Genomic DNA, 22,824 nt, shown 5'->3' on the forward strand with positions numbered 1-22,824 from the left:
TCGCCCGCAATGACGGGTGTGGGTACACCTGCGCGCCACGCACTCAGCTGTCGTCCCGGCGAAGGCTACTCCGCCGCGTCGCGCATCTCCGCGCGCTCGGCCCTCGCCGCGCAGAACTTGAACTCCGGGATCTTGCCGAACGGATCGAGCGCCGGATTGGTCAGCAGATTCGCCGCCGCCTCCGCGTAGCAGAACGGCATGAACACCATATTCTCGGGCACGTCGCGGTCGGAGCGGACCTTGACCTCGACGGCGCCGCGGCGGGTCTCGAGGCGGATGAAATCGCCGGGCGCAAGCTTCTTCCTGTGCATGTCCTTCGGCGACATGAAGGCGACGGCCTCCGGCTCGATCTGGTCGAGCACCTGGGCGCGGCGCGTCATCGAGCCGGTGTGCCAGTGCTCGAGCACGCGACCAGTCGATAGCACCATCGGATATTCGGCGTCGGGCACTTCGTCCGGTGGGATGACGTGAGCCGGCACGATCTTGCCGCGCCCACTCGCGGTCGGGAAACCGGTGGTGAAGATGATCTCGTTGCCGGGCTTGTTCGGATCGTCCGCCGGATAGGTGACGGCGCCTTCACGCACCAGCCGCTCCCAGCTGATGTTCTTCAGCGACGGCATCAGCTCTGCCATCTCGGTGTAGACCTCGCCGGGGCCGGCATAATTCCAGGGCAGCCCCATGCGCTTGCCGATCTCCTGGATGATCCAGAGATCCTGTCGCGCATCGCCCGGCGGCTTGACCACCTGGCGCGCGAGCTGGACGCGGCGATCGGTGTTGGTGAAGGAACCCTCCTTCTCGGCGAAGGCCGAGGCCGGCAAAATGACGTCGGCGTGGAAGGCGGTCTCCGTGACGAAGAGATCCTGCACCACGAGATGATCGAGCATGGCGAGCGCCTGCCGCGCATGCTGGAGATCGGGGTCGGACATCGCGGGGTTCTCACCCTCGATATACATGCCCTTGATCTGGCCGGCATGGATCGCGTTCATGATCTCGACCACGGTCAGGCCGCGCTCGGGATCGAGATCCTGGCCCCACAGCTTCTCGAAGGCGCCGCGCATGTCATCGCGGCCGACCGGCTGGTAGTCCGGCAGGAACATCGGGATCAGACCGGCGTCGGAGGCGCCCTGCACGTTGTTCTGGCCGCGTAACGGATGCAGCCCGGTGCCGGGACGGCCGACCTGGCCCGTGATCAGCGCCAGCGCAATCAGGCAGCGCGCATTGTCGGTGCCGTGGACATGCTGGCTGATGCCCATGCCCCAGAAGATGATCGAGGATTTTGCCCGCGCATAGGTTCGCGCCACCTCGCGCAGCGTCTTCGCCGGGATGCCGCAGATCGCCTCCATCTTCTCCGGCGTGAACTCCTTGATCTTCTCCTTCAGGTCGTCAAAGCCCTCGGTATAGCCGGCGATGTACTGGTCGTCGGTCAGGCCTTCGGTGATGATCGTGTTGATCATCGCGTTCAGCATGGCGACGTCGGAGCCGGGCTTGAACTGCAAATGCCTGGTCGCGTGCCGCGACAGCGTCTGCCGGCGCGGGTCCATCACGAACAACTTTGCGCCGTTCTGCTTGACCGCGTTCTTGATGAAGGTCGCGGCGACCGGATGGTTCACGGTCGGATTGGCGCCGATCACGATGATGACCTCGGCGTCCATCGCCGCGGAGAACGGCGCCGACACCGCGCCCGAGCTCAGGCCTTCGAACAGCGCCGCCACCGACGAGGCGTGGCACAGGCGGGTACAATGGTCGACATTGTTGGAGCCGAAGCCGGTGCGAACCAGCTTCTGGAACAGATAGGCCTCTTCGTTCGAGCCCTTGGCCGAGCCGAAACCGGCCAGCGCCTTCACGCCGTTGGTGTCGCGGATCTTGACCAGACCATTGGCCGCGATGTCGAGCGCTTCCTCCCAACTCGCCTCACGGAAATGCGTGAAAGGGTTTGCAGGATCGACCTGGTCGTTGGAATCCTTCTTCGCATTCGGCAGCCGCACCAGCGGCCTTGTCAGGCGATGCGGATGGTGGATGTAGTCGAAGCCGAAGCGGCCCTTGACGCAAAGACGATTGTGATTGGCGGGGCCGTCACGGCCCTCGGCATAAATCACCTTCTCGTCCTTGACCTCATAGGTTACCTGGCAACCGACGCCGCAGAACGGGCAGAGCGAATCCACTTTCTTGTCGGCATAGGTGACGCGGGTCTGGTTGTCGTCGAGCATCACGGCCGGCATCAAGGCGCCGGTCGGGCAGGCCTGCACGCATTCGCCGCAGGCGACGCAGGTGGACTCGCCCATGGGATCGTCGAAGTCGAACACGATTTTCGAGCCATGACTACGATAAGCCATGCCGATGACGTCGTTGACCTGGACCTCGCGGCAGGCGCGCACGCACAGGCCGCACTGGATGCAGGCATCGAGATTGACACGCATCGCCGGATGGCTGGCGTCGGTCTCCCAGCGTTCGGCGGCGGGGAAGCGGCTTTCGGTGACGCCGGTGGTCTCGGCCCAGTGCCAGAATTTCGATTCAGGATCGTGCGAGGTCGCGCGCGCCGGCTGGTCGGCGACCAGCAGCTCCATCACCATCTTCTGCGCCGACACCGCCCGTGCGGACTCGGTCTTCACCTTCATGCCGACCGACGGCGTGCGTTTGCAGGATGCGGCCAGAACGCGTTCGCCCTCGATCTCGACCATGCAGGCGCGGCAATTGCCGTCGGGGCGATAGTCCGGCGCGGGCGAATAGCAGAGATGCGGGATCTCTCGGCCCTGGCGTTTGGCGACCTGCCAGATGGTCTCGCCGGCATTGGCCTCGACCTGCTTGCCGTCGAGCTCGAACGCAATCTTGGTCATTCGGCCGCTTCCTTGAACTCGTCAGGGAAATATTTGATCACGGTGGTCAGCGGATTCGATGCCGCCTGTCCGAGACCGCAGATCGAGGCATCGCGCATCGCCTGGCTCAATTCTTCCAGCAATGCCCGGTTCCAGACCGGCTGCTGCATCAGCAGCGCGGCCTTCTGGGTTCCGACGCGACAGGGCGTGCACTGGCCGCAGCTCTCATCCTCGAAGAACTTCATCAGGTTCAGCGCCGCCGCGCGCACACTGTCTTTCTGCGACAGGATCACGATCGCTGCCGAGCCGATGAAGCAGCCGTATTTCTCCAGCGTGCCGAAATCGAGCGGGATGTCGTCCATCGCCGCCGGCAGAATGCCGCCGGACGCGCCGCCCGGCAGATAAGCGTAGAACCGATGGCCATCGGCCATGCCGCCGCAATATTCGTCGATCAGCTCGCGCACGGTGATGCCCGCGGGCGCAAGCTTCATGCCGGGGTTCTTGACGCGGCCCGAGACCGAGAAGCTGCGCAGGCCGTAGCGCTCGTGCCGGCCGTTGCCCTTCCACCAGTCGGCGCCCTTCTCGACGATGTCGCGCACCCACCACAGCGTCTCGATGTTGTTGATCAGCGTCGGCAGGCCGAACAGACCGACCTGGAACGGATAAGGCGGCTTATGCCGGGGCAGACCGCGCTTGCCCTCGATGCTTTCGAGCAGCGAGGATTCCTCGCCGCAAATATAGGCGCCGGCACCGCGCCTCATGTGCAGCGTCGGACTACCTGCCGGAAGCCTTGCAAGCTCGCGTTCGAGGATCTCGCGCGCCGCCGGATATTCGTCGCGCAGATAGATGTAGATGTCCGACGCCTGCACCACATGGGCGCCGATCAGCATCCCCTCGATGAAACGGTGCGGATCGCTTTCGAGATAGACGCGATCCTTGAACGTGCCGGGCTCACCCTCGTCGCCGTTGATCGCCATCAGCCGCGGACCGGGCTCGCCGAGCACCGCACGCCATTTGCGGCCCGTCGGGAAGCCGGCGCCGCCGAGACCGCGCAGCGAGGCGTCATCGAGCGACTTCAGCAGATCGTCTTTCGACAATTCGCCGGAGAGCACCCGGTTGAGCAGCTTGTAGCCGCCGCCGGCGACATAGGCGTCGTAGTCGATATATTTCGGCAGGTGCACATGTGTGTCGCCGGCTTTTGCGGCCGCCAGCACGTTGCCGACAGTGGCGTGGTCGACGAAATTGTGGCCGACTTCCGCGGCAGGCGCGGTGTCACAGCGGCCGACGCAGGGCGCGCGGACGACGCGGATGCCGGGACCCGATGCGTTTTGCAAATCCGCGAGCAGCTTCTCGCCACCGAGCATCGCGCAGGTCAGCGAGTCGCAGACGCGGATCGTCAGCGGCGCGATATCCGGCTCGCCTTCCTTTACGATGTCGAAATGCGCGTAGAAGGTCGCGGTCTCGAACACCTCGGCGAAGGCTAGCTTCATCTCGTCGGCAAGCGCGGCGAGATGCGCGGCCGAAATCTGGTGATATGTGTCCTGGATCAGGTGCAGATATTCGATCAGGAGATCGCGTCGCCGCGGCCGGTCGCCAAGCAGTTGCTCGATCTCATGCGCGGCGGTGGGGTCGACCTGCCGCCCCTTGGGCGTGGCCTTGGCGCGCTTGCGCCCCTCACCGGGATGCTCGAATTCGCGAACCTTGTGAACGTCGTCGTTGCTCATCGGTGCGTCTCGTAGACCTTCTTTAGAACAAGTCCAACCCTAACCCTTGGCATGCCAGATGCCAAGAGAATTCAAGTGATCCGATAAGCATTTAAGGGCATGCGGCCAACAAGCCCCATGCCCCTCACGCAAACTCCACGGGGAACCCGACCTCAAGTCTTGTCCATGCACTCTTCGATGTAGAACCAGCGGTCGTCGCCGATCAGACCCTTGGACTTCACGTCGGCCCGGCAGGCTTTCAGCTTCGGCTTGTTGGCCGACCACTTCGCCTTCATGTCCTTCAGCTTCTGCATGGTGAGCTTGATCTTGCCCGGCGGCTTGGCATCGGTGGTTGCGGCCGGCGCCGGCGCAGCGGGTGCGGCTGCGGTCTGGGCAGACGCGGTGTGGAGGCCCGCAGCCAACAGCATGGCGGCGAGGCAAATACGGGTGCGAAGCATAGAAATCCCCCTAGTCCCATTCTTGATAATTGGCAGGCGAACACCGCGGGAAGCTGAACAGCCTCCCGCGGTAGTGGGTTGCGATCAGAGGATCTTAACCGCGCTCTCGAGCGTCTTGTACACGCCCCAAGCCAGCGGAACGCCGACGAAGAGCCAGAACAGCGCAGCTCTGACGTCGAGGCCCCCAGTACCGATCCCGAACGAGCCCGTCTGGACGGTATTCGCGCCCGCGTTCGCCGCCTGCAACTTGGCTACTTCTGCCTCGCTCATGTACCATTTCGCATCGACCGGCTTGATCAGGTAGTTGCAGATGATGCCCGCAATAAGCATTGCGCAGAGTATGTACATGGTCGTGTTGTAGAGCTGGTCACGCGGCACGCCCGCCGCGAGTTGAAACTCGCGGATGTAGTTCACCACGACGGGGCCGATGATGCCCGCGGTCGACCACGCCGTTAGCAGCCGGCCATGAATGGCGCCGACGAACTGGGTGCCGAACATGTCGGCGAGATAGGCCGGCACGGTCGCAAAGCCGCCGCCATACATCGACAGGATGATGCCGAAGCCAAGCACGAACAGCAACTTCGAGCCCATCGCCGCGAAGGTCGGCGCCAACGCGTAGAGCACGATGCCGAGGATGAAGAACGTATAGTAGGTGTTCTTGCGTCCGATATAATCCGACAGCGTCGCCCAAGCGAAGCGGCCGCCGATGTTGAAGAGCGACAGCAGGCCGGCGAAGCCAGCCGCGATCCCGGCGATGACGGTCTTCTGCTCGACCGAGAGCTGACCAAAGGCGAGTTCCGGATGCCCTATCAGCTTGCCGGCGAAGATTTCCTGGAGCATCGGAGAGGCCATGCCAATCACGCCGATGCCGGCCGACACGTTCAAGCATAGCACCCACCAGATCAGCCAGAACTGCTGCGTCTTGTGGGCGTTGTCGAGGTGGACGTGATGCTCGGAGATCATCGTCTTCTTCTCGCTCGGCGGCGTCCAGCCATCGGGCTTCCAGCCAGCCGGCGTCACGCGGTAGGCGAACGCGCCGATCGTCATGAAGACAAAATAGACAACGCCCATGACGAGGAAGGTCTGCCACACGCCGACGTCGGTCGAGGTCTTGAAGTAGTTGATCAGGAGGTTGGCGAACGGCGCGCCGATCATGGCACCACCACCGAAACCCATGATCGCCATGCCGGTCGCCATGCCGCGACGATCGGGGAACCATTTGATCAGCGTCGACACCGGCGAAATGTAGCCGAGACCAAGACCGATGCCGCCGATCACGCCGGAGCCGAGCCACATGATCCAGAGCTGATGCAGATAGATGCCGATGGCGCCGAGCAGGAGACCACCGCACCAGCAGATCGCCGCAACAAAACCGGCCTTGCGCGGACCGACCCGCTCCAGCCAGCCGCCCCAAACAGCGGCCGCAACGCCGAGCACCACGAAGAACAGGGTGAACATCCACCCGAGGCTTGCGACCTTCCAATCGCAAGTGGTGGTGAAGAGCTCCTGCCAGAGCGACATATCCGGGCAGGCTTTCGGCGCCGTGATGCCGATCGCGCGCGACAGCGGAAGCCAGAACACCGAGAAGCCGTAGGCCATGCCGATGCAGAGATGGATGCACAGCGCCGCGGGCGGCACCAGCCAGCGGTTGAACCCGGCGGTCGCGATGGTCCGCTCGCGATCCAACAAACCTGCGCCAGCGCCCGAAATCCTCCCAGCGCTTTCAATTGTCGTCATGCATTCCTCCCCTGCAGCCGCCCTTTTGAGCGGGCCAGCCACTACCATCCTGTTCCTCAGCCCGGTGCGGTGCAGCTGTTGTCCCTGCTGCTCCGCACAATCATCCGACACGCGCCAGGATCGTCACGCGCGTCTGAAAAGTTAACCCCTCGAGCGGGGCTCTATGCCCGATACGACGTGCAGGCTTCGTGAGTGGCCCGTTGATCCGCGTATCGCAGACAAGACTCAACCTCCGCGCCTGCGCGGACAAAGTCAATTTGGGCAGAAGCCATGATCGATGTCGATAGACAAAAGGTCGGTATCAGCGCGGTAACGCGGCTAAGAACGCAGTGCAGCATTGGCGCTGTCTATCGAGCCATTCGTCTTTTCTATCAGAAACACGATGCGCGCATCGTTGCGCTCGGTGATTTCCACCTTGTCGCCGGTCTCGCGGATCAGGTTCGGAATGTCGATTACCGACAAGGGATCCGTGCAGTGCACTTCAAGCTGATCGCCCGGCTGCAATGGTTTCAGCGCCTTGCGTGTTTTCAAGGCAGGCAGCGGGCATTTCAGCCCGGTGAGGTCAAGCGTTGTTCTGGTCGTCGTTCTTGTCATGGGCGCAACATGGCGGGAGGGGTCGATGACGTCAACGCGTTGCCTTAGATCAACTCGGCATAGGACAGGAAACCTACACTGTCGCCCGGCTCGACACCCGTGATGTCCTCGCCGAGTTCAACGAGGCCGTCGGTCTCCACCAATGACGACAGCAGCCCGGCGCCCTCGCGCGGGAACTTGACCGCCTCCAGCACGCCATCGTCTCCGCGCCGCAACGAAGCGCGAACATATTCGCGGCGGGCAATCTTCTTCTTGTAGGTGAACGCGGCGCGGACGGGGATCGGCAAGAGCTTTTCCGGCGGGCTGCCGGCGAGCGACAGCACGGTCGGCCGCACCACATGGACAAAGGTAACAAAGCTCGCGACGGGATTGCCGGGCAAGCCGATCAGCGGCGTGCCATCAATGATGCCCATCGCCACGGGCCGGCCGGGCTTGATCGCCATCCGCCACAGTACCAGCGAGCCGATGCTCTCCACCGCCGCCTTGACGTGATCCTCCTCGCCGGTCGAGACGCCGCCGGTGGTGAGAATCAGATCATGCCTGCCTGCAACCTGTTTCAATCCGTCCGCAAGCAAGCTGCGCTCGTCGCGCAAGATGCCGAGATCGCTGACCTCGCAGCCGAGCCGGCGCAGCATCGCCATCAGCATGAATCGGTTGGAGTCGAACAGCTGCGACGCCGCGCGCGGTTCGCCGGGCGAAGCCAGCTCGTCACCGGTCGAAAACACCGCGACGCGGATGCGCCTGACGACATTGAGCCGGTTCAACCCGAACGCCGCGGCGAGCGCGACGTGCTGCGGCCGCAGCCGCTGGCCGGCGCGTAGCGCAACGTGGCCTTGCGGAACATCTTCGCCCGCGGGCCGGACGTTGGCGCCCGGCTTCAGCCCCGGCGGCAACACGACCTGGCCGCTCTCGTCGATGCGAACATCTTCCTGCATGAAGACAGTCTCGGCGTCCGGCGGCATCGGCGCGCCGGTAAAGATGCGCGCGGTGTGGCCGGGCTTGATCGCGGCGTTTGCGAGGCCGCCGGCCTGGATGCGGCCATCGAGCGGGAAGGCTCGCTCCGCTTGTCCCGGAAGGTCCGCGTTGCGCACGGCATAGCCGTCGACGGCGGAATTGGTGAAGGGCGGCAGCGGCAAGGGCGCCGCGATATCGCGCGCCAGCACGCGCCCGTCGGCATCAACCAGCGCCACCGTCTCGAGATCGGCAATCGCGCTGACGCGCGCCGTGATCAGGCCAACGGCCTCGTCGACCGACATCATCGGTCCACCGAAGGCAAAACAATCGTCCGACAGTTGCGCCATGGTGCCTCGTCAGCGCATCGCAGCGCTTTTCGCGACCGCTTCCTCGACCGGCATCGCCGCGCGCAGCAGCAATGCGGCGGCGGCCGGGATATCGTCGAGATGGACAGTCGGCAGCCGGGTTTCAACCGCGACGTCGGTCGCGATCCCGACAATGCCGGGATCGTCGGGAAACAGCAGCGGCTTGCCGTTGGCAGCGCGATGCACCTCGATCTTGCGATGCGGCTCGCGCTTGAAACCTTCGACCACGATGAGATCGACTGCGGACAGCTTGCTCAGGAGTTCCGGCAGCCGCGGCTCTGGCGCGCCGCGCAGCTCGTGCATCAACGCCCAGCGGTTTGCCGAGGCCACCAACACCTCGGCCGCACCGGCCTCGCGATGGCGCCAGGAATCCTTGCCGGGCACGTCGACGTCGAACTGGTGATGCGCATGCTTGATCACGGAGACGCGCAGGCCCTGCGCATGGAAATGCGGAATGAGCCGCGTCAACAGCGTGGTCTTGCCCGCACCGCTCCAGCCTGCAAGGCCGATGACTTTCATAACAGCTAGATCTCCACCAACGGCTCGCCGGCCGATGGAACCCCCGGCCTCTCCCCGTCATTGCGAGCGCAGCGAAGCAATCCAGACTGCCACCGCGGATATAGTTCTGGATTGCTTCGCTTCGCTCGCAATGACGATGAGGCGGCATTTCGCTCTCTCGCCCGCATGCTTATATCGGCTTGACCCGAATGTCATGCTAACGTCGCGGCCATGATGAAAATCGACAAAGCCCCGGTGCCCCTGATCGTCCCGAACCCAGACGACCCGCGCCTGACCCAAAGGGTGACGGGGACCGACCAAACCGGCGCCAAGGTCGAGATCAAGGTGCCGATGGAGCGGCCGCTGACGCTCTACCTGAATGCTCAGGAGATCGTCACCATGATGACGATCGGCGACTATCCGGAATATCTGGCGCTGGGCTATTTGCTCAACCAGAACATGCTGAAATATAACGACGCTGTCACCGAGGTCGAATACGACGACGACCTCCAGGTCGTCGTGGTGCGCACCGAGCAGCACACCAATTTCGAAGCCAAGCTCAAGAAGCGCACGCAGACCTCGGGCTGCGCGCAAGGCACAGCTTTCGGCGACCTGCTCGAAGCGGTCGAAAGCGTCGCGCTGCCGAAGGCCGAGCTGCGCACCTCCTGGCTCTACCAGATGACGCAGACCATCAACACCATGCCCTCGCTCTATCTCGAAGCCGGCGCGATCCACGGTTGCGTGCTGTGCAAGGAAGACGAACCGCTCTGCTACACCGAGGATGTCGGCCGCCACAACGCCGTCGACAAGATCGCGGGCTGGATGTACCGCCACGGCGTCGATGCCGGCGACAAGATCCTCTACACCACTGGGCGCCTGACCTCCGAGATGGTGATCAAGACCGTGCGGATGGGAATTCCGATCCTGGTGTCGCGCTCCGGCTTCACCGCCTGGGGTGTCGATCTCGCCCGGCAAGTCGGACTGACGCTGGTTGGACGCGCCCGCGGGAAACGCTTCATCGTGCTCGCCGGCGAGGAGCGCATCGTCTACGACCAGAACCTCGCTTACGTCGAGGAGGAGTCGTCGAAACACAAGCGCAAGGGTGAAGCTGGTGACGATTAATCTTCCGCCGACGCAGGGCGTGCTGCTCGCCGGCGGCCTCGCCCGGCGCATGGGCGGCGGCGACAAGCCGATGCGCACCATCGGCGGCCTCACCATTCTGGAGCGCGTAATCGCGCGCCTTTCGCCCCAGTGCAGCGGAATGATCATCAACGCCAATGGTGATCCCGCTCGCTTCGCGGGGTTCGGCTTGCAGGTGATCGCCGACGACGTGCCTGGCTTTCCCGGCCCGCTCGCCGGCATCCTCGCCGCGCTCGACTGGACCGCGGCGAACCGGCGGGACGTCGAGTGGGTGCTGAGCGCGGCCGGCGACTGCCCGTTTCTGCCGCGCGATCTCGTGGCGCGCCTGCACGAGGCACGCGAACGAGAGAACGCGCAACTCGCGGTCGCCGCGTCGGGCGAGCAGTCGCATCCGGTGATCGGGCTGTGGCGCGTGAGTTTGCGCGAGGAGCTACGTCATGCGCTGGTGGTCGAAGACCTCCGCAAGATCGACCGCTGGACCGCGCGCTTTCCGCTCGCGACGGTGACGTGGCCGACAGAGCCGCTCGATCCGTTCTTCAATGCCAACACCGTCGAGGACATTGCGGAAGCCGAGCGCCTGGCTGCGCTGGATGCGGCGTCTTAATCGAGCTCAGGCCGCCAGCGGCACGGTCCAGGCGTCGTAGCCGTAGACCCAGCTGGTATCGGTCCGCTGCTTTAGCCAGATGTTCGCGCGCGAGGTTTCCTGCGCCCGCGTGGTCCGGACCTTGCGCGTCGCCTCGAAGCGGCGGAAAGCGTTGGCGATGCGGTCGCGGTCGACGCCATCGAGGCAGCGCGACAGCACCGCGGCGTCCTCGATCGCCATCGCTGCGCCCTGCGCCATATAGGGCGTCATCGGATGGCAGGCATCGCCGAGCAACGTCACCTTGCCCTCCGACCAGCGGTCCAGCGCATCGCGGTCCATGATCGCCCATTTGTGCACGTCAGGGCACGCCGCGAGCACCTGGCCGACCTGCGGATGAAAGCCTTCGAACGAGGCACGCAGATCGCGCACGTCGCCCTTCGCCGACCAGGACTCGATGCGGAAATCCGGCTCGGGCTGGCTGGTGACGAGATAGACCTCGCTGCGGTCCGGCTTGACATAGTAGATGACGATATGGCGATCCTCGCCCCACCATTTGGTGCAGTCGTCGATCTTCTCGCCACCGAGCAGCGATGCGGGGTAAGTCGTGCGATAGGCGATGCGGCCGGTGAATTTGACCGGCGCGGTGTCAAACAGGATGTCGCGCACCACCGAATGCACGCCGTCCGCGCCGACCACGGCATCGGCCACAGTGCTTGTGCCGTTGGCGAACGTGAGCCGGACACCATCGCCGGTCTCGTCGAGACCGACCAGCCTGTGGTTGAGCCTCACAAACTCATCCGGCACCGCGCTCGCCAGCGCCGCATGCAGATCGCCGCGATGCGCAAGCAGATAGGGCGCGCCAAATTTCTCTTCCGCGCTCTCGCCAAAGATCATGTCGAACTTGATGTCGCCGCTCTTCCAGTCACGGTTGTTCCAGGAACGCGGATAGAAGGATTGGCTGCGCATCCGCGCTTCCAGCCCCAGCGCGCGCAGCACCTTCATCGCGTTGCAGCCGATCTGGATGCCGGCACCGATGCGGGCGAACTGCGAGGCCTGCTCGTAAACCATGACGTCGATACCGGCGCGCCGAAGCGCAGCGGCGGCCGCGAGCCCGCCCATGCCGGCACCGACGATCGCAACCGAAAGCGGCCTTGCCATCGCGTCCCCCACCCCATTTGTCGCGCGGCTTGAACGCCGCGTCGTCCACTTAAGCTGGCCGGAAGCCAGCGCGCTCCAGCGCTGCGCGGGCGTCGTCCGAACCGAGTGCGTCGAGAAAGGCCTGCACCGCCGGACGTTGCTTGCGCGCTGTCACCAGCGCAAAATCATAATGCTCTTCCGCCAGCGGAATGAAACCGAGGCCGACCGCATGGGCGACCGGCGCAATGGTCATGCCCCAGTCAGCGCGGCGCTGTGCGACGGCGGCGGCAACCGCGTTGTGCGAGCGCGGCTGGTTCCAATAGCCCTCCGGACGCGCGCCGCCGAGCAGCCGGTCGATCAGGATGCGCGTTCCGGCGCCCTGGTTGCGGTTGACCATGATGCAGGCGGCGTCCGCGAGCGCGGCGGCAACCGCGTCCTTTGCGCTCAGGCCGTCAAAACGCTTGTCGCCCTTGCGGAAGACGATGCCCTGCATCCGCCGCCAGCCCGGCACGAGCTCCAGCCCCTCGACGAGATAGGGCGTATTGTACGTCTCGCTCTTGTCATCGAACAGATGGATCGGCGCGAGATCGCATTCGCCGCGTCGCGCCGCCGCTAAACCGCCGAGGCTGCCGACAGCGATCGAGCGCACGGTCAGGCCTGCATGCGCGAGCGGCGCCGTGACGAGATCGAGGCCGGTGCAATGGCTGCCGACGATGACGAGATCCGGCACCCGCACATGCGGCGTGAACAGCGTCACCTCGGCTTCGGTGCCGGCCGGCATCTGGTCGGCCAGCGCATCGATGCGCAGGAAGCCGTCGGCCTGCGCAAAGGACGTGATCGCGCCAGAACCCTTGCCGGATGGATAGGCGATCAAGCCATCTCTGCCATCGACGAGCGAAACCATGACGAATTCGGTGCGGCCGAGTTCGGAGGCAATCCGCACCGGCACGGTCGCATTCACCTTGGCATCGGAGCGCGGCGGCAGCCCGGCCATCTTGCGCAACACCGGCACGATCATGTCGTGGAAGGTGAACATCGCCGAGGTCGGGAAACCCGGCAGGATCACCACCGGCTTGCTTCCGCAGACCGCGAGGCACAGCGGCTTGCCGGGCTTGAGCGCCACGCCATGCGCGATGATGCCGGGCGTGCCGAGCCGGCCGATGATGCGGTGGGACAGGTCGCCCGCGCCCTTCGAGGTGCCGCCTGACAACACCAGCATGTCGGCGTCCGCAAGCGCGTGCCGCATCGAGGCTTCGAGCTTTGCTTCGTCGTCGGGAACGGCACCCAGGAAGATCGCCTCGCCGCCGTTCTCGTTAATTGCGGCTGCGACGATTGCGCCATTGGTGTCGTAGATCGCGGCGGGCGCGAGCGCCTCGCCGGGTTGAACCAGCTCATCGCCGGTCGAAATCACTGCGACACGCGGCTTGCGCGCAACAGTCACCTCGGCAATGCCGCAGGCCGCCAGCATGCCGATCTCGCGCGAGCCGATGATCGTGCCCGCGCGCAGCAGCGCCTCACCGCGCGCGATGTCGGACCCAGCATACGACACGAACTGCCCTGGCGACGCGGCGCGACGGACGTCGATGGCGTCAGCGCTTGCCGGCTGGGTGTGCTCGACCATGACCACGGCGTCGGCGCCGCGCGGCAGCGGACCGCCGGTGGCGATCGGCGTTGCGGTTGCTGTCGCCACTTGCAGCGCAGGCGCGGTGCCGCAGTGAATGGTCTCGCCGTTCAGCGTGAGGCGCACAGGCGCGCCTTCGCCAGCCGCGGCAAGATCAGCCGAGCGCACGGCAAAGCCGTCGACATTGGAACGGTCGAAGGGCGGCACGTCGATCGGTGCCGTGACGTCTTCGGCCAGGGCCGCGCCGAGCGCATCGGCAAGCTTTCGCGTTTCGCGCGGAATCGCGCGCGGGAACAGCGCAGCCTCGAAGCGCGCCAGCGCATCCTCGCGCGACAGTACCTTGAGGAACTGCTCCTGCTCGAGGGTACTGCGATCTTGTGGCTGCGGGACCTTCGTCATGTCGGAGTCTCTGTCATTCCCGCATCAGATAGGCATCGACAGGCGTACCTGCCGCAAATCCCTCGCTGCCGCCGGGAATGAGCAGCCATGCGTCGGCACGGGCAATTGCCTGGAGCGGCCATTCGCCCACGGCAAGCGGCAGCCACGCATGATGTTCCTCGACCAGCACCGCGATTTCGGCGATGCCGACATTGGACGCGATCTTGCGAGCGAGCGGCAAGGCGACCTGCCGGCGCGGCCGCCGCGCCGACAATCGATCGATGAGTGGAAGCGCCAACGCAAGCCAGACCGCGAGCGCGTGATCGGGCGAGCCGGGCAAGGCGATGACGGGAACTTGTCCAATCCGCCCAACCGCGGCGGTGCGTCCAGGCAGAAGCGCAAGGCCATGGGCGAACACGTTGCCCCGCTGAGCCAGCGCCAAGACAGCGGCATCCTGGCGACCGACACCGCTGCCGCCGATCGTCAGCAGGAGATCGCAGGCAGATGCGTCGATCGACTCGGCGATCGATGTCGCATCGCGCGCGCCGGCTTCATGCGCACTCACATCCAGTCCCGCCGCCCGCGCGATCTCGGCAACCATCTGCACGGTCGCTGTTGCACCCGGAACGTTGACGATGCGTAGCCGTGGCCGCCGTACGCTCAGCTTGTCCGCACCGGCGACTCGCGCCAGCAGCAGAGCGGCCGCACCGATGGGATATCCCTCTGCAGCGGCGAGCGTGTGTTCGGCGATATCGCTACCGGCACGCCTGACGCCCTGCCCCGGCACACCCTCCGCCAGCACTTGTGTGAGCGGACCTGATACCTCGACCGCATCGGCATCGAGCACGCAGTCGCACCCGTCCGGCATCGCGTCGCCGGCATCGACCCACGCGGGAAGCCTGGTCAGGGGCAGCGGCGAATAGGACGACGCGCCGACGAGATCGTTGGCACGCAACGCCCAGCCGTCCGCAGCGGCGATGTCGCGAGGCGGATGGCCTGCGAGCCGCGGCGTCCCCGCCGCGATGCAGCCGGCCGCTTCAGGCAGCGGCAATCCAACCGGCGCGATCGGATCGACGCCGCGCAGCTGCGCGGCGAGCGCAGTGTCGAGCGGCGTGAGCGATGGCGGCAGGCGCTGGGTCATAGGCCATGATGGACCATGCATCGCCAGGTTTGGCAACCGCTCGCGCCGCGAACATCAACCGCCCGGCCTCTCCGCATTCGGAAAGAACACCTGCTGCCCGTCGACCTTGTAGCCGGCGATCGCCGCCTGCCCCTCCGGCGAAATCAACCAGTCGACGAAGCTTTGGCCCAGCTCCTTCTTCACGTTCGGATGCTTCTCCGGGTTCACCAGCAACACGCCGTATTGGTTGAGCAGCCGCTTGTCACCTTCGACGACGATGTCGAGATCGCCGCGATCTTTGAAGGCGATCCAGGCGCCGCGGTCGGACAGCACGTAGGCGTTCGCCGTGCGTGCGGCGTCGAGGGCAGCGGTCATGCCCTGCCCGATCTCGCGATACCAGGCGCCCTTGGTGCTGGCGACGTCGATGCCGGCGACGATCCAGAGCGCGAGCTCCGCCGCGTGGGTGCCGGAGCGGTCGCCGCGCGTCACGAACGGCGCGCCCTTGGCCTCTATCGCCTTCAGCGCGGTCGCGATGTCCTTGCCCTTCACGCCGGCGGGATCGCTCTTCGGGCCGATCAGCACGAAATCATTGTACATCACGTCGAAGCGCTTTGTGCCAAACCCGTCAGCGACGAATTTCTCCTCCTGCGGCCGGGCATGCATCAGCACGACGTCGGCCTCACCTCTTCGCGCCCACTCGAGCACCTCGTCAGTCCGTCGTGCGATCACCGTCACCTCGATGCCGGTCTTGTCGCGGAAGATCGGCAGCAAGTAATCAAGCAGGCCCGAATCCTGCGTCGATGTCGTCGAGGCCAGCACGATCGCGCGGTCCTCGGCGGATGAGGCCGCAACGCCCGCGGCAAGGCCGCAGAGAAGTGTCAGCGCAACGGACAGTCGGCGAGCGGCCATGAAGGAGTTCCCATCGAACAGGATGCAATCATGAGGATCGATTGCGCCGCGCTCGTGACGCGTTTGCCCGCTGCGGCAGCAACATGAGATTGAGATCAATTTGAGATACTACCGAAAGACAGGCTGCGCCGCGCGTTGGCGACCACACCACACCCAGGCGAGTTCTCTCGGGAAATTTCGGCAATGAACAGCCCGCATGCTGATTGCAATCGCGAGCGAGACGGCCGCAAGGCCCGCACCATTCGGGCCTCTCAAGATCGTCAACCAAGATCAGAACCCGCGTCGGGATGTGTTGCAAAGCAGCGAGATCATCAGGCATGGTTCGCGCGGACGAAATCGAAGTGCAGAATTCCACCTGCGTTGAACGTCAAAAAGAAGCAAGAATTTGCATAGGAATGCAGGATGGAATTCCTGACGACCAGCGAAGCCGCTGACTATCTACGCCTTGGCGAACGCAAGCTCTACGAACTCGTCACCACCGGTTCGATCCCCTGCACCAAGGTGACCGGAAAGTGGCTGTTTCCCAGGCACGAGCTCGATCTCTGGGTGCTGTCCGGACTGGCGCGCCCCGCAGGCATGCTGACCGCGGAGCCGCCGCCGGTTGTCGGCGGCAGCCAGGACGAGCTGCTGGATTGGGCCTTACGCGAATCCGGCTCTGGCCTTGGATCGATGAGCGAGGGGAGCGCGCGCGGGCTCGAGCGGCTGCAGCGCGACGAGGTCATGGCCGCGGCGGTGCACTTCCACAGCCTGGACGCCGCCGGCAATCTCGCCTCCGACGCCAGCATGACGGCGCTGCGTGACGCCCCGGACCTGCATGATGTGCTGCTGGTCGCCTTCGTGCGCCGCGAGCAGGGCCTGGTGCTGCCGCCGGGCAATCCGAAGCGGCTGCGTGGTCTCTCCGACGTGCTTGCCCTCGGCGCCAGGATGGCGATGCGACAACAAGGCACAGGCGCGCAGATGCTGCTCGACATGCTGCTGAAGCGCACCGGTGCTTCGACACGGGATTTGCGCCGGGTCGAGACGCCAAGCCTGACCGGACCGGATCTCGCCGAGGTGGTGCGCGCGGGACAAGCCGATTGCGGGGTCGCGACGCGCGCCGCGGCGCGCTCCGCCGGCCTCGATTTCGTGCCGCTGGTCTGGGAGAATTTCGATCTGGCGATGCGGCAGCGCAGCTATTTCCGCCCCTCCATGCAGGCCCTGATCCGATTCCTGAGCGAAAGGCGGCTGCAGCAGCGCGCCGAGGAGCTGACCGGCTACGATCCCTCGCCGGCAGGACAGATCCGCTTCGCGGCCTGACATTGACGCCCGCCCCCAAATAGTTGCAAAAGAAACCAATTCAGCCGGGCCATACCCGGATGCAACAGCGGCCAACGAGCCGACGAGGGAGGACAAGCGTGAATCCAGCGAGATTTGGACTGCCGGTCGCTGCCGCCTTTTTAGCGATGCCCTTGGCGGCGGCGCTGATGTCAGGCGCGGCGTCAGCGCAGGTATCCGACGATCTGGTCAAGATCGGCGTGCTCACCGACATGAACGGCCCGGCCTCCGCGCCGACCGGCCAGGGCTCGGTGACGGCAGCGCAGATGGCGATCGACGATTTCGGCGGCACCGTCCTCGGCAAGCCGATCAGCATCGTGATCGGCGACCACCAGCTCAAGGCCGATATCGGCGGCGGCATCGCGCGGCGCTGGTACGACGTCGATCAGGTCGATTTGATCGTCGACGTACCGGTCTCCGCGGTCGGGCTCGCGGTGCAGAACGTCGCCAACGAAAGGAAGCGGCTGTTCATCACCCACTCCACCGGCACCGCCGACTTCCACGGCAAATTCTGTTCGCCCTACGCGATCCAGTGGGTGTTCGACACCCGCGCGCTCGCCGTCGGCACCGCAGACGCAGTCATCAAGCGCGGCGGCGACAGCTGGTTCTTCATCACCGACGATTACGCCTTCGGCCATTCGCTCGAGCGCGATGCGTCCAGCGTCATCACCGCCAATGGCGGCAAGGTGCTGGGCTCGGTTCGGCCGCCGCTGGCAACGCCCGATCTCTCCTCCTTCGTGCTGCAGGCGCAGGCCTCCAAGGCCAAGATCATCGGCATTGCGGCAGGTCCCCCCAACAACATGAACGAGATCAAGACCGGCTCGGAGTTCGGCGTGTTCAAGGGCGGCCAGCAGATGGCGGCGCTGCTGGCGCTGATTACCGACATCCACGGCCTCGGCTTGCAGGCAGCTCAAGGGCTGTTGCTGACGACGTCGTTCTATTGGGACATGGACGACAAGACGCGCGAATGGTCGAAGCGCTATTTCGCAAAAATGAACAAGATGCCGACGATGTGGCAGGCCGGCGTCTATTCGAGCGTGATGCACTATCTCAACGCAATCAAGGAAACCGGCACCGACGATCCGCTCAAGGTCGCGGCGAAGATGCGCGAGAAGCCGATCGAGGATTTCTTCGCTCGCAACGGCCGCTTGCGCGAAGACAATCTGATGGTGCACGATCTCTGGCTGGTGCAGGTGAAGACGCCGGAAGAGAGCAAATATCCGTGGGACTATTACAAGATCCTCACGACCATTTCGGGCGAGAAGGCGTTCGGGCCGCCGGACCCGGCGTGTTCGATGGTGAAGAAGTGATGGGCGGAAAAAAGCTAGCCACGACGTCATGGCCGGGCTTGTCCCGGCCATCCACGCGCCTCCGCGAGCGCTGCTAGACGTGGATACCCGGGACAAGCCCGGGCATGACGATTGTGGTTAGCACCGAGCGCTACTTCATCACGCCGATCTCGCGAAAGTACTTCATCACGCCCGGATGAATCAGCTCCGGCTTCGGCGCTGCGGCGACTGTGTTCGCCGCGGTGGTCTCGCAGGCCTGCGCGAGCTTCTTGCAGAAGGTTGCCTCGGCGCTGTACAGCGTCTTGGCGAGACGATAAGCGACATCGTCCGGCAGATCCTCGCGCGTCAGCACGAAGCTCCAGGAGCCGAGCGAGGCGATCGGCTCGGACTGCTTCGGATAAGAACCCGCCGGCACATTGAGCGGCTTCAGGAACGAATGCTTGGCGCGGATGCGTGCGATCTCCTCTGTGCTCGGCGCGATGAAGCGCGCGCCCGATGGACTTGATGCCATCGCCGCAAAGCCGGGCCAGCCGATGCCGGCGCCCCACAGCGCGGCGACACGGCCATCCTCGACCATTGCGGGGCCGTCGCCGGCGCGGTCGAGATAGATCGCCTTGAAGTCCTCGTCCTGCTTCAAGCCGAGGCCGTCCAGCACGTAACGCGCCAGGATCGGCAGGCCCGAACCCTTTGCGCCGAACGCGACGGGCTGGCCCACGAGATCGCGGATGGTCTTGTAGGGACTGTCCGCGCGCACCACGAACATGCCGGGATTGGAGTAGATCGCGGTAAGAATCTTCAGCCGCACAGGCGCGCGGCCGATGCCGGCGAAGGCCTCATAGGCGGGCTCGCCTGCGACCAGTGCGAGATCGAGCTCGCTTTTCTCCAGCAGCGGAATGTTCTCGTTGCTGCCCTTGGTGTTGCGCGGGACGATCGTCAACGCGTGATCGGCCGCGTTCATCACCTCCGCAAAGGCGTTGCCATAGAGCGGGAAGCCGCCGCCGGGCGTTGCGGTACCGAGGCTGATGATCGAGGTCGGAATGGCGTTGCCTCCGGTTTGAGCTGTGGCGGGACTTGCCAGCGGTTTTGCGAGCAGCGCCGCGCCGAGCAGGATAACGAATGCAAATTTCATGGTCGTTCCCGGCGGGCCCGCGTCAACATCGACTTCAGGCGATGTAGGCAGCGACCCGAATTTGTGAAAGCCTGGCCACAACGACAATAAAGCAATGGGAGGCGACATGTTGAAACTTTTACGGCGCGCTGTGTTCGGGCTCGCGATCATCTCAGGCCTGTTCAGCGCCGCGCCTGCTGCCTCCGCCGCCGACTACCCCAATCGCCCCGTGCACTGGATGATCGGCTTTGCCGCCGGCGGCCCGGTCGACATCGTGGCGCGGATCATGGCGCAGTGGCTGTCGGACCGTCTCGGCCAGCAATTCATCGTCGAGAACCGCGCCGGCTCCGGCGGCAACATCGCAGCTGCTGCTGCGATCAACGCACCGGCCGACGGCTACACGCTGCTGTTCGTCGCGCCCAACAACGCGATCTCGACCTCGCTCTACAAGAAGCTGCCTTACGACTTTTTGCGCGACACCACCCCAGTCGCCAGCATCATGCAGCTGACCAACATGCTGGTCGTCTCCAACGCGATGCCGGTGAAGACGGTTCAGGAGTTCATCGACTATTGCAAGGCCAATCCCGGACAGATCTCGTTTGCCTCGTCCGGCAACGGCACCTCGGTGCACATGTCGGCCGAGCTGTTCAAGGTGATGACCAAGTGCGACATGGTGCACGTGCCCTATCGCGGCTCGGCGATCGCCTTCCCCGACATCATCTCCAACAAGGTGCAGCTGATCTTTGACAACCTTCCCTCCGCGCTCGAGCAAGCGAAGGGCGGCACTGTCCGCGCGTTGGGGGTGACCTCGCCGCAGCGCTGGCCGATCGTACCCGACGTGCCCGCGATCGCCGAGACCGTGCCGGGCTTCGAATCGGTCGGCTTCTACGGCATCTCCGCGCCAAAAGGCACGCCGCCCGAGATCGTCGACCTCCTCAACAAGGCCGTCGGCGAAGCGCTGAAGGACCCGAAGCTGGTGGCGCGCCTCGCCGAGACCGGCGGCATCCCCAAGCCGATGACGCCGGCCGAGTTCGGCAAGCTGGTGGCGGACGAGACGGAGAAGTGGCGCAAGGTGGTGGAGTTCGCCGGGGTCTCGGTGGATTAGGGCCGGCGATCTGCCGCGAGCTTGCAGCTCGCCAGCAAGACATCGGAAGGGGGTCGGAAGCCCCCTTCGATCAAAAATGTTGAAAACAACCCCATGCACAGTAGAACAGCCGTGCGATTACAAGGAGTTACGGGGAGCGGAAAACGAGTCTTCGCGGGGGCGATTTGACTCGTCGGGCAAAACAGGAGCATAAGGGCATCATCTCCAATTTCGGCTATTCGAAAATAACCAACGATGCTGCGCCGGCATTTCCATCCGCCGGAGCCAGCATTGCACCCCCGCCTCCATCCCTGTAAACGAACCGCGCACCGTTGCCGGCCGCACATTGCCGCGGCCGTCTCGCGGCGGGGCCTGTAGCTCAATGGTTAGAGCCGGCCGCTCATAACGGTCTGGTTGCAGGTTCGAGTCCTGCCGGGCCCACCAAGAATATCAGCATCTTGCCTGGTCTTCGTTGCCCGCACGGCGGAGACCGCACCAGATACGTGCGCTTTTCGTTCGTGCACAATCGTGAGGGTGGCCGGAGCTGATGAGTGGATGCGAGCTGAAAAGCGATAAGAAAATCTAATGAAGGACCAGTCGATGCCGCACGATTCGGCGTAATGCTCCGCGCTATGGCGAAACAGCAAGCTGCACTCTGAATCTTCAAACGCCCACACGCGCAGCATCGAGGACAGCTTCAAGAAAGGTTTCAGCGTCCACACCGGGCAGAGAGGCCATCGTATTCCTCAGGCGGCCATCAAGCAAAAGCATGGCCAAACCATGCACGAGGGCCCAGGACGCAGTTGCTCTCGCTGCCACTTGCACAGGCTTCATCGGCTTGGCTTCGGCCGCGGAAATCACCGCCGTTCGTAACGACTGGCGCGACTCGTCAATTGCCGCCAGCAGCGAAGGCCTTTTCATGTCCAGCCTTTCGCTATGGAACATCAGGAGAAATAGCTTAGGGTGAACTCGTGCGAACGCGACATAGGCCGATCCCATCGCTCTCAACCGGTCGCGAGCGTCACCAGAAGTCGAGTTGCCTGCTTCCGCAAGCGCTTCGGCAAACCTCAGATAACCGACGGCGGCAAGCTCACTCAACAGCCCGGTGAGATCGTCAAAATGATTCTTCGGCGCAGTGTGCGAAACGCCGACAGCCCGGGTCACCGCGCGAAGTGTCACGGCCTGGAGCCCATCGCGCTCCAGAATCTTTTCCGCAGCGAGAAGGACGGCCGACTTGAGATCGCCGTGATGATATTGCGCCGATGAACGCGTAGTACGCTTGCCCATGCTAATATTTACACTGGAAATATTCCGATTGACAAGCGCCGCTTGGGCTCCTATGAAATGTTTCCACTGGAAATATTCAGCTTTGGCGGCGCGATGGCCGGCCCGAAACGACGTTCAAACGTCGTAACGCGAGCAGCTATGCAGGGCGCTGTGCCGATTGCTTGATGAAGGTGAAGTGCCATGCTGGCTGAACTTATCAAGATGACGATCACATTCGTGATGTCGAACTACTCGCTGAGCTTCTTTTCACTCGGACTGATCGCTTCATTTGTTGCGATTGCACGATCGGAGAATTCAATCGACCAGTCGCTGGTCGTCGAGAAACTGCTGGCCTGGTACGTGTTCTTCAGCATCGGGATCGATAATTTCTATGACTTCGTGATGCACGTGTTCTTCGGCCAGATGTCCGCTGCTTTTATCGGTTGGGCCGATAGTCCGTTCCAGTTCGAGGTCGGGACCGCGAGCCTTGGCTATGCCGCCGTTGGGCTTCTCGCGGCCTTCAGGAGCTATGATCTGCGTCTCGCAGCCGTGCTTGGCCCAAGTGTCTTCACACTGGGAGCGGCGGCCGGTCACATCAATCAGATGGTCACCGCGCACAATTTCGCACCGGGCAATGCCGGCATCATCTTCTGGACGGACATTTTGATCCCGCTCTTCGGATTTGGCTTGTTGTGGCTGCATCGACGCGACGTCGGCGCGGTAGCCGTGCCGATCCCGACCTAACCACCGCAG

19 protein-coding genes and 1 tRNA gene are annotated in these 22,824 nt (G+C 64.2%); 7 read left to right on the top strand and 13 right to left on the bottom strand.

Features of this window, described 5'->3' with window-relative positions:
- Nucleotides 1-65: 65 nt before the first annotated feature.
- The 7 genes from fdhF to mobB form a co-directional block, all read right to left on the bottom strand.
- A complete protein-coding gene (gene fdhF / locus ACPPVR_RS34295; RefSeq protein WP_426610941.1) occupies nt 66-2,834 on the bottom strand; it encodes a formate dehydrogenase subunit alpha in 2,769 nt (922 codons plus the stop codon).
- Nucleotides 2,831-4,537 (bottom strand): NADH-ubiquinone oxidoreductase-F iron-sulfur binding region domain-containing protein, encoded by a 1,707-nt coding sequence (locus ACPPVR_RS34300; protein WP_426610942.1) that lies wholly within the window; start codon nt 4,535-4,537, stop codon nt 2,831-2,833. The genes fdhF and ACPPVR_RS34300 overlap by 4 nt, the downstream gene beginning before the upstream one ends.
- Nucleotides 4,538-4,689: 152 nt before the next feature.
- Entirely contained in the window at nt 4,690-4,974 is a 285-nt protein-coding gene (locus tag ACPPVR_RS34305) for a hypothetical protein (RefSeq protein WP_426610943.1), read from the bottom strand.
- Between the two features lie 84 nt (nt 4,975-5,058).
- Nucleotides 5,059-6,711 (bottom strand): OFA family MFS transporter, encoded by a 1,653-nt coding sequence (locus ACPPVR_RS34310; protein ID WP_426610944.1) that lies wholly within the window; start codon nt 6,709-6,711, stop codon nt 5,059-5,061.
- 318 nt (nt 6,712-7,029) lie between these two features.
- Nucleotides 7,030-7,305 carry a sulfurtransferase TusA family protein gene (locus tag ACPPVR_RS34315; protein ID WP_426610945.1) on the bottom strand — a complete coding sequence of 92 codons (276 nt, stop codon included), beginning with the start codon at nt 7,303-7,305 and terminating at the stop codon, nt 7,030-7,032.
- Nucleotides 7,306-7,349: 44 nt separating this feature from the next.
- On the bottom strand, nt 7,350-8,606 hold the full coding sequence (gene glp, locus ACPPVR_RS34320; protein WP_426610946.1) for a gephyrin-like molybdotransferase Glp: 1,257 nt from the start codon (nt 8,604-8,606) through the stop codon (nt 7,350-7,352).
- Between the two features lie 9 nt (nt 8,607-8,615).
- A complete protein-coding gene (mobB, locus tag ACPPVR_RS34325; protein ID WP_426610947.1) occupies nt 8,616-9,143 on the bottom strand; it encodes a molybdopterin-guanine dinucleotide biosynthesis protein B in 528 nt (175 codons plus the stop codon).
- A 210-nt stretch (nt 9,144-9,353) separates the two neighbouring features.
- Here mobB and fdhD point away from each other — a divergent pair, with 210 nt between their 5' ends.
- A complete protein-coding gene (gene fdhD, locus ACPPVR_RS34330; protein ID WP_426610948.1) occupies nt 9,354-10,244 on the top strand; it encodes a formate dehydrogenase accessory sulfurtransferase FdhD in 891 nt (296 codons plus the stop codon).
- Nucleotides 10,231-10,866, top strand: a complete 636-nt coding sequence (gene mobA, locus ACPPVR_RS34335; RefSeq protein ID WP_426616240.1) for a molybdenum cofactor guanylyltransferase MobA — start codon at nt 10,231-10,233, stop codon at nt 10,864-10,866. Before fdhD ends, mobA begins: the two co-directional genes overlap by 14 nt.
- 6 nt (nt 10,867-10,872) lie before the next feature.
- Here mobA and ACPPVR_RS34340 read toward each other — a convergent pair whose 3' ends face one another.
- From ACPPVR_RS34340 to ACPPVR_RS34355, 4 genes are read right to left on the bottom strand one after another with little or no spacing between them, the layout of a single operon-like run.
- Nucleotides 10,873-12,003 carry an FAD-dependent monooxygenase gene (locus ACPPVR_RS34340; RefSeq protein ID WP_426610949.1) on the bottom strand — a complete coding sequence of 377 codons (1,131 nt, stop codon included), beginning with the start codon at nt 12,001-12,003 and terminating at the stop codon, nt 10,873-10,875.
- A gap of 49 nt (nt 12,004-12,052) precedes the next feature.
- Nucleotides 12,053-14,002: a molybdopterin biosynthesis protein gene (locus ACPPVR_RS34345; RefSeq protein ID WP_426610950.1), complete on the bottom strand. Its 1,950-nt coding sequence runs from the start codon at nt 14,000-14,002 to the stop codon at nt 12,053-12,055.
- Nucleotides 14,003-14,015: 13 nt separating this feature from the next.
- Nucleotides 14,016-15,122, bottom strand: coding sequence for a molybdopterin-binding protein (locus tag ACPPVR_RS34350; protein WP_426610951.1), 1,107 nt, complete (start codon nt 15,120-15,122; stop codon nt 14,016-14,018).
- A 54-nt stretch (nt 15,123-15,176) separates the two neighbouring features.
- Entirely contained in the window at nt 15,177-16,010 is an 834-nt protein-coding gene (locus ACPPVR_RS34355) for a substrate-binding domain-containing protein (protein WP_426610952.1), read from the bottom strand.
- A gap of 402 nt (nt 16,011-16,412) precedes the next feature.
- Here ACPPVR_RS34355 and ACPPVR_RS34360 point away from each other — a divergent pair, with 402 nt between their 5' ends.
- Entirely contained in the window at nt 16,413-17,306 is an 894-nt protein-coding gene (locus ACPPVR_RS34360; protein WP_426610953.1) for a substrate-binding domain-containing protein, read from the top strand.
- Between the two features lie 98 nt (nt 17,307-17,404).
- Complete coding sequence (locus ACPPVR_RS34365; protein ID WP_426610954.1) at nt 17,405-18,634, top strand: ABC transporter substrate-binding protein; 1,230 nt, start codon at nt 17,405-17,407, stop codon at nt 18,632-18,634.
- 130 nt (nt 18,635-18,764) lie between these two features.
- Here ACPPVR_RS34365 and ACPPVR_RS34370 read toward each other — a convergent pair whose 3' ends face one another.
- On the bottom strand, nt 18,765-19,742 hold the full coding sequence (locus ACPPVR_RS34370; protein WP_426610955.1) for a TAXI family TRAP transporter solute-binding subunit: 978 nt from the start codon (nt 19,740-19,742) through the stop codon (nt 18,765-18,767).
- 106 nt (nt 19,743-19,848) lie between these two features.
- On the opposite strand from ACPPVR_RS34370, the gene ACPPVR_RS34375 reads away from it, so the two are divergent.
- Together ACPPVR_RS34375 and ACPPVR_RS34380 are read left to right on the top strand one after the other, a co-directional pair.
- Nucleotides 19,849-20,826, top strand: coding sequence for a Bug family tripartite tricarboxylate transporter substrate binding protein (locus tag ACPPVR_RS34375; RefSeq protein ID WP_426610956.1), 978 nt, complete (start codon nt 19,849-19,851; stop codon nt 20,824-20,826).
- 347 nt (nt 20,827-21,173) lie between these two features.
- Nucleotides 21,174-21,249 (top strand) — tRNA-Ile (locus ACPPVR_RS34380).
- Nucleotides 21,250-21,468: 219 nt separating this feature from the next.
- Here the strand turns inward: ACPPVR_RS34380 and ACPPVR_RS34385 are convergent.
- The gene (locus ACPPVR_RS34385; RefSeq protein ID WP_426610957.1) at nt 21,469-22,092 is read right to left on the bottom strand and encodes a TetR/AcrR family transcriptional regulator; all 624 of its coding nucleotides are present in this window, start codon (nt 22,090-22,092) and stop codon (nt 21,469-21,471) included.
- Nucleotides 22,093-22,272: 180 nt separating this feature from the next.
- Between ACPPVR_RS34385 and ACPPVR_RS34390 the strand changes: the two genes are divergently transcribed.
- Entirely contained in the window at nt 22,273-22,815 is a 543-nt protein-coding gene (locus ACPPVR_RS34390) for a DUF6790 family protein (protein WP_426610958.1), read from the top strand.
- The last annotated feature ends 9 nt before the right edge of the window (nt 22,816-22,824 follow it).

The sequence above is a fragment of the Bradyrhizobium sp. McL0616 genome (assembly GCF_049993385.1).
Lineage (GTDB): Bacteria > Pseudomonadota > Alphaproteobacteria > Rhizobiales > Xanthobacteraceae > Bradyrhizobium.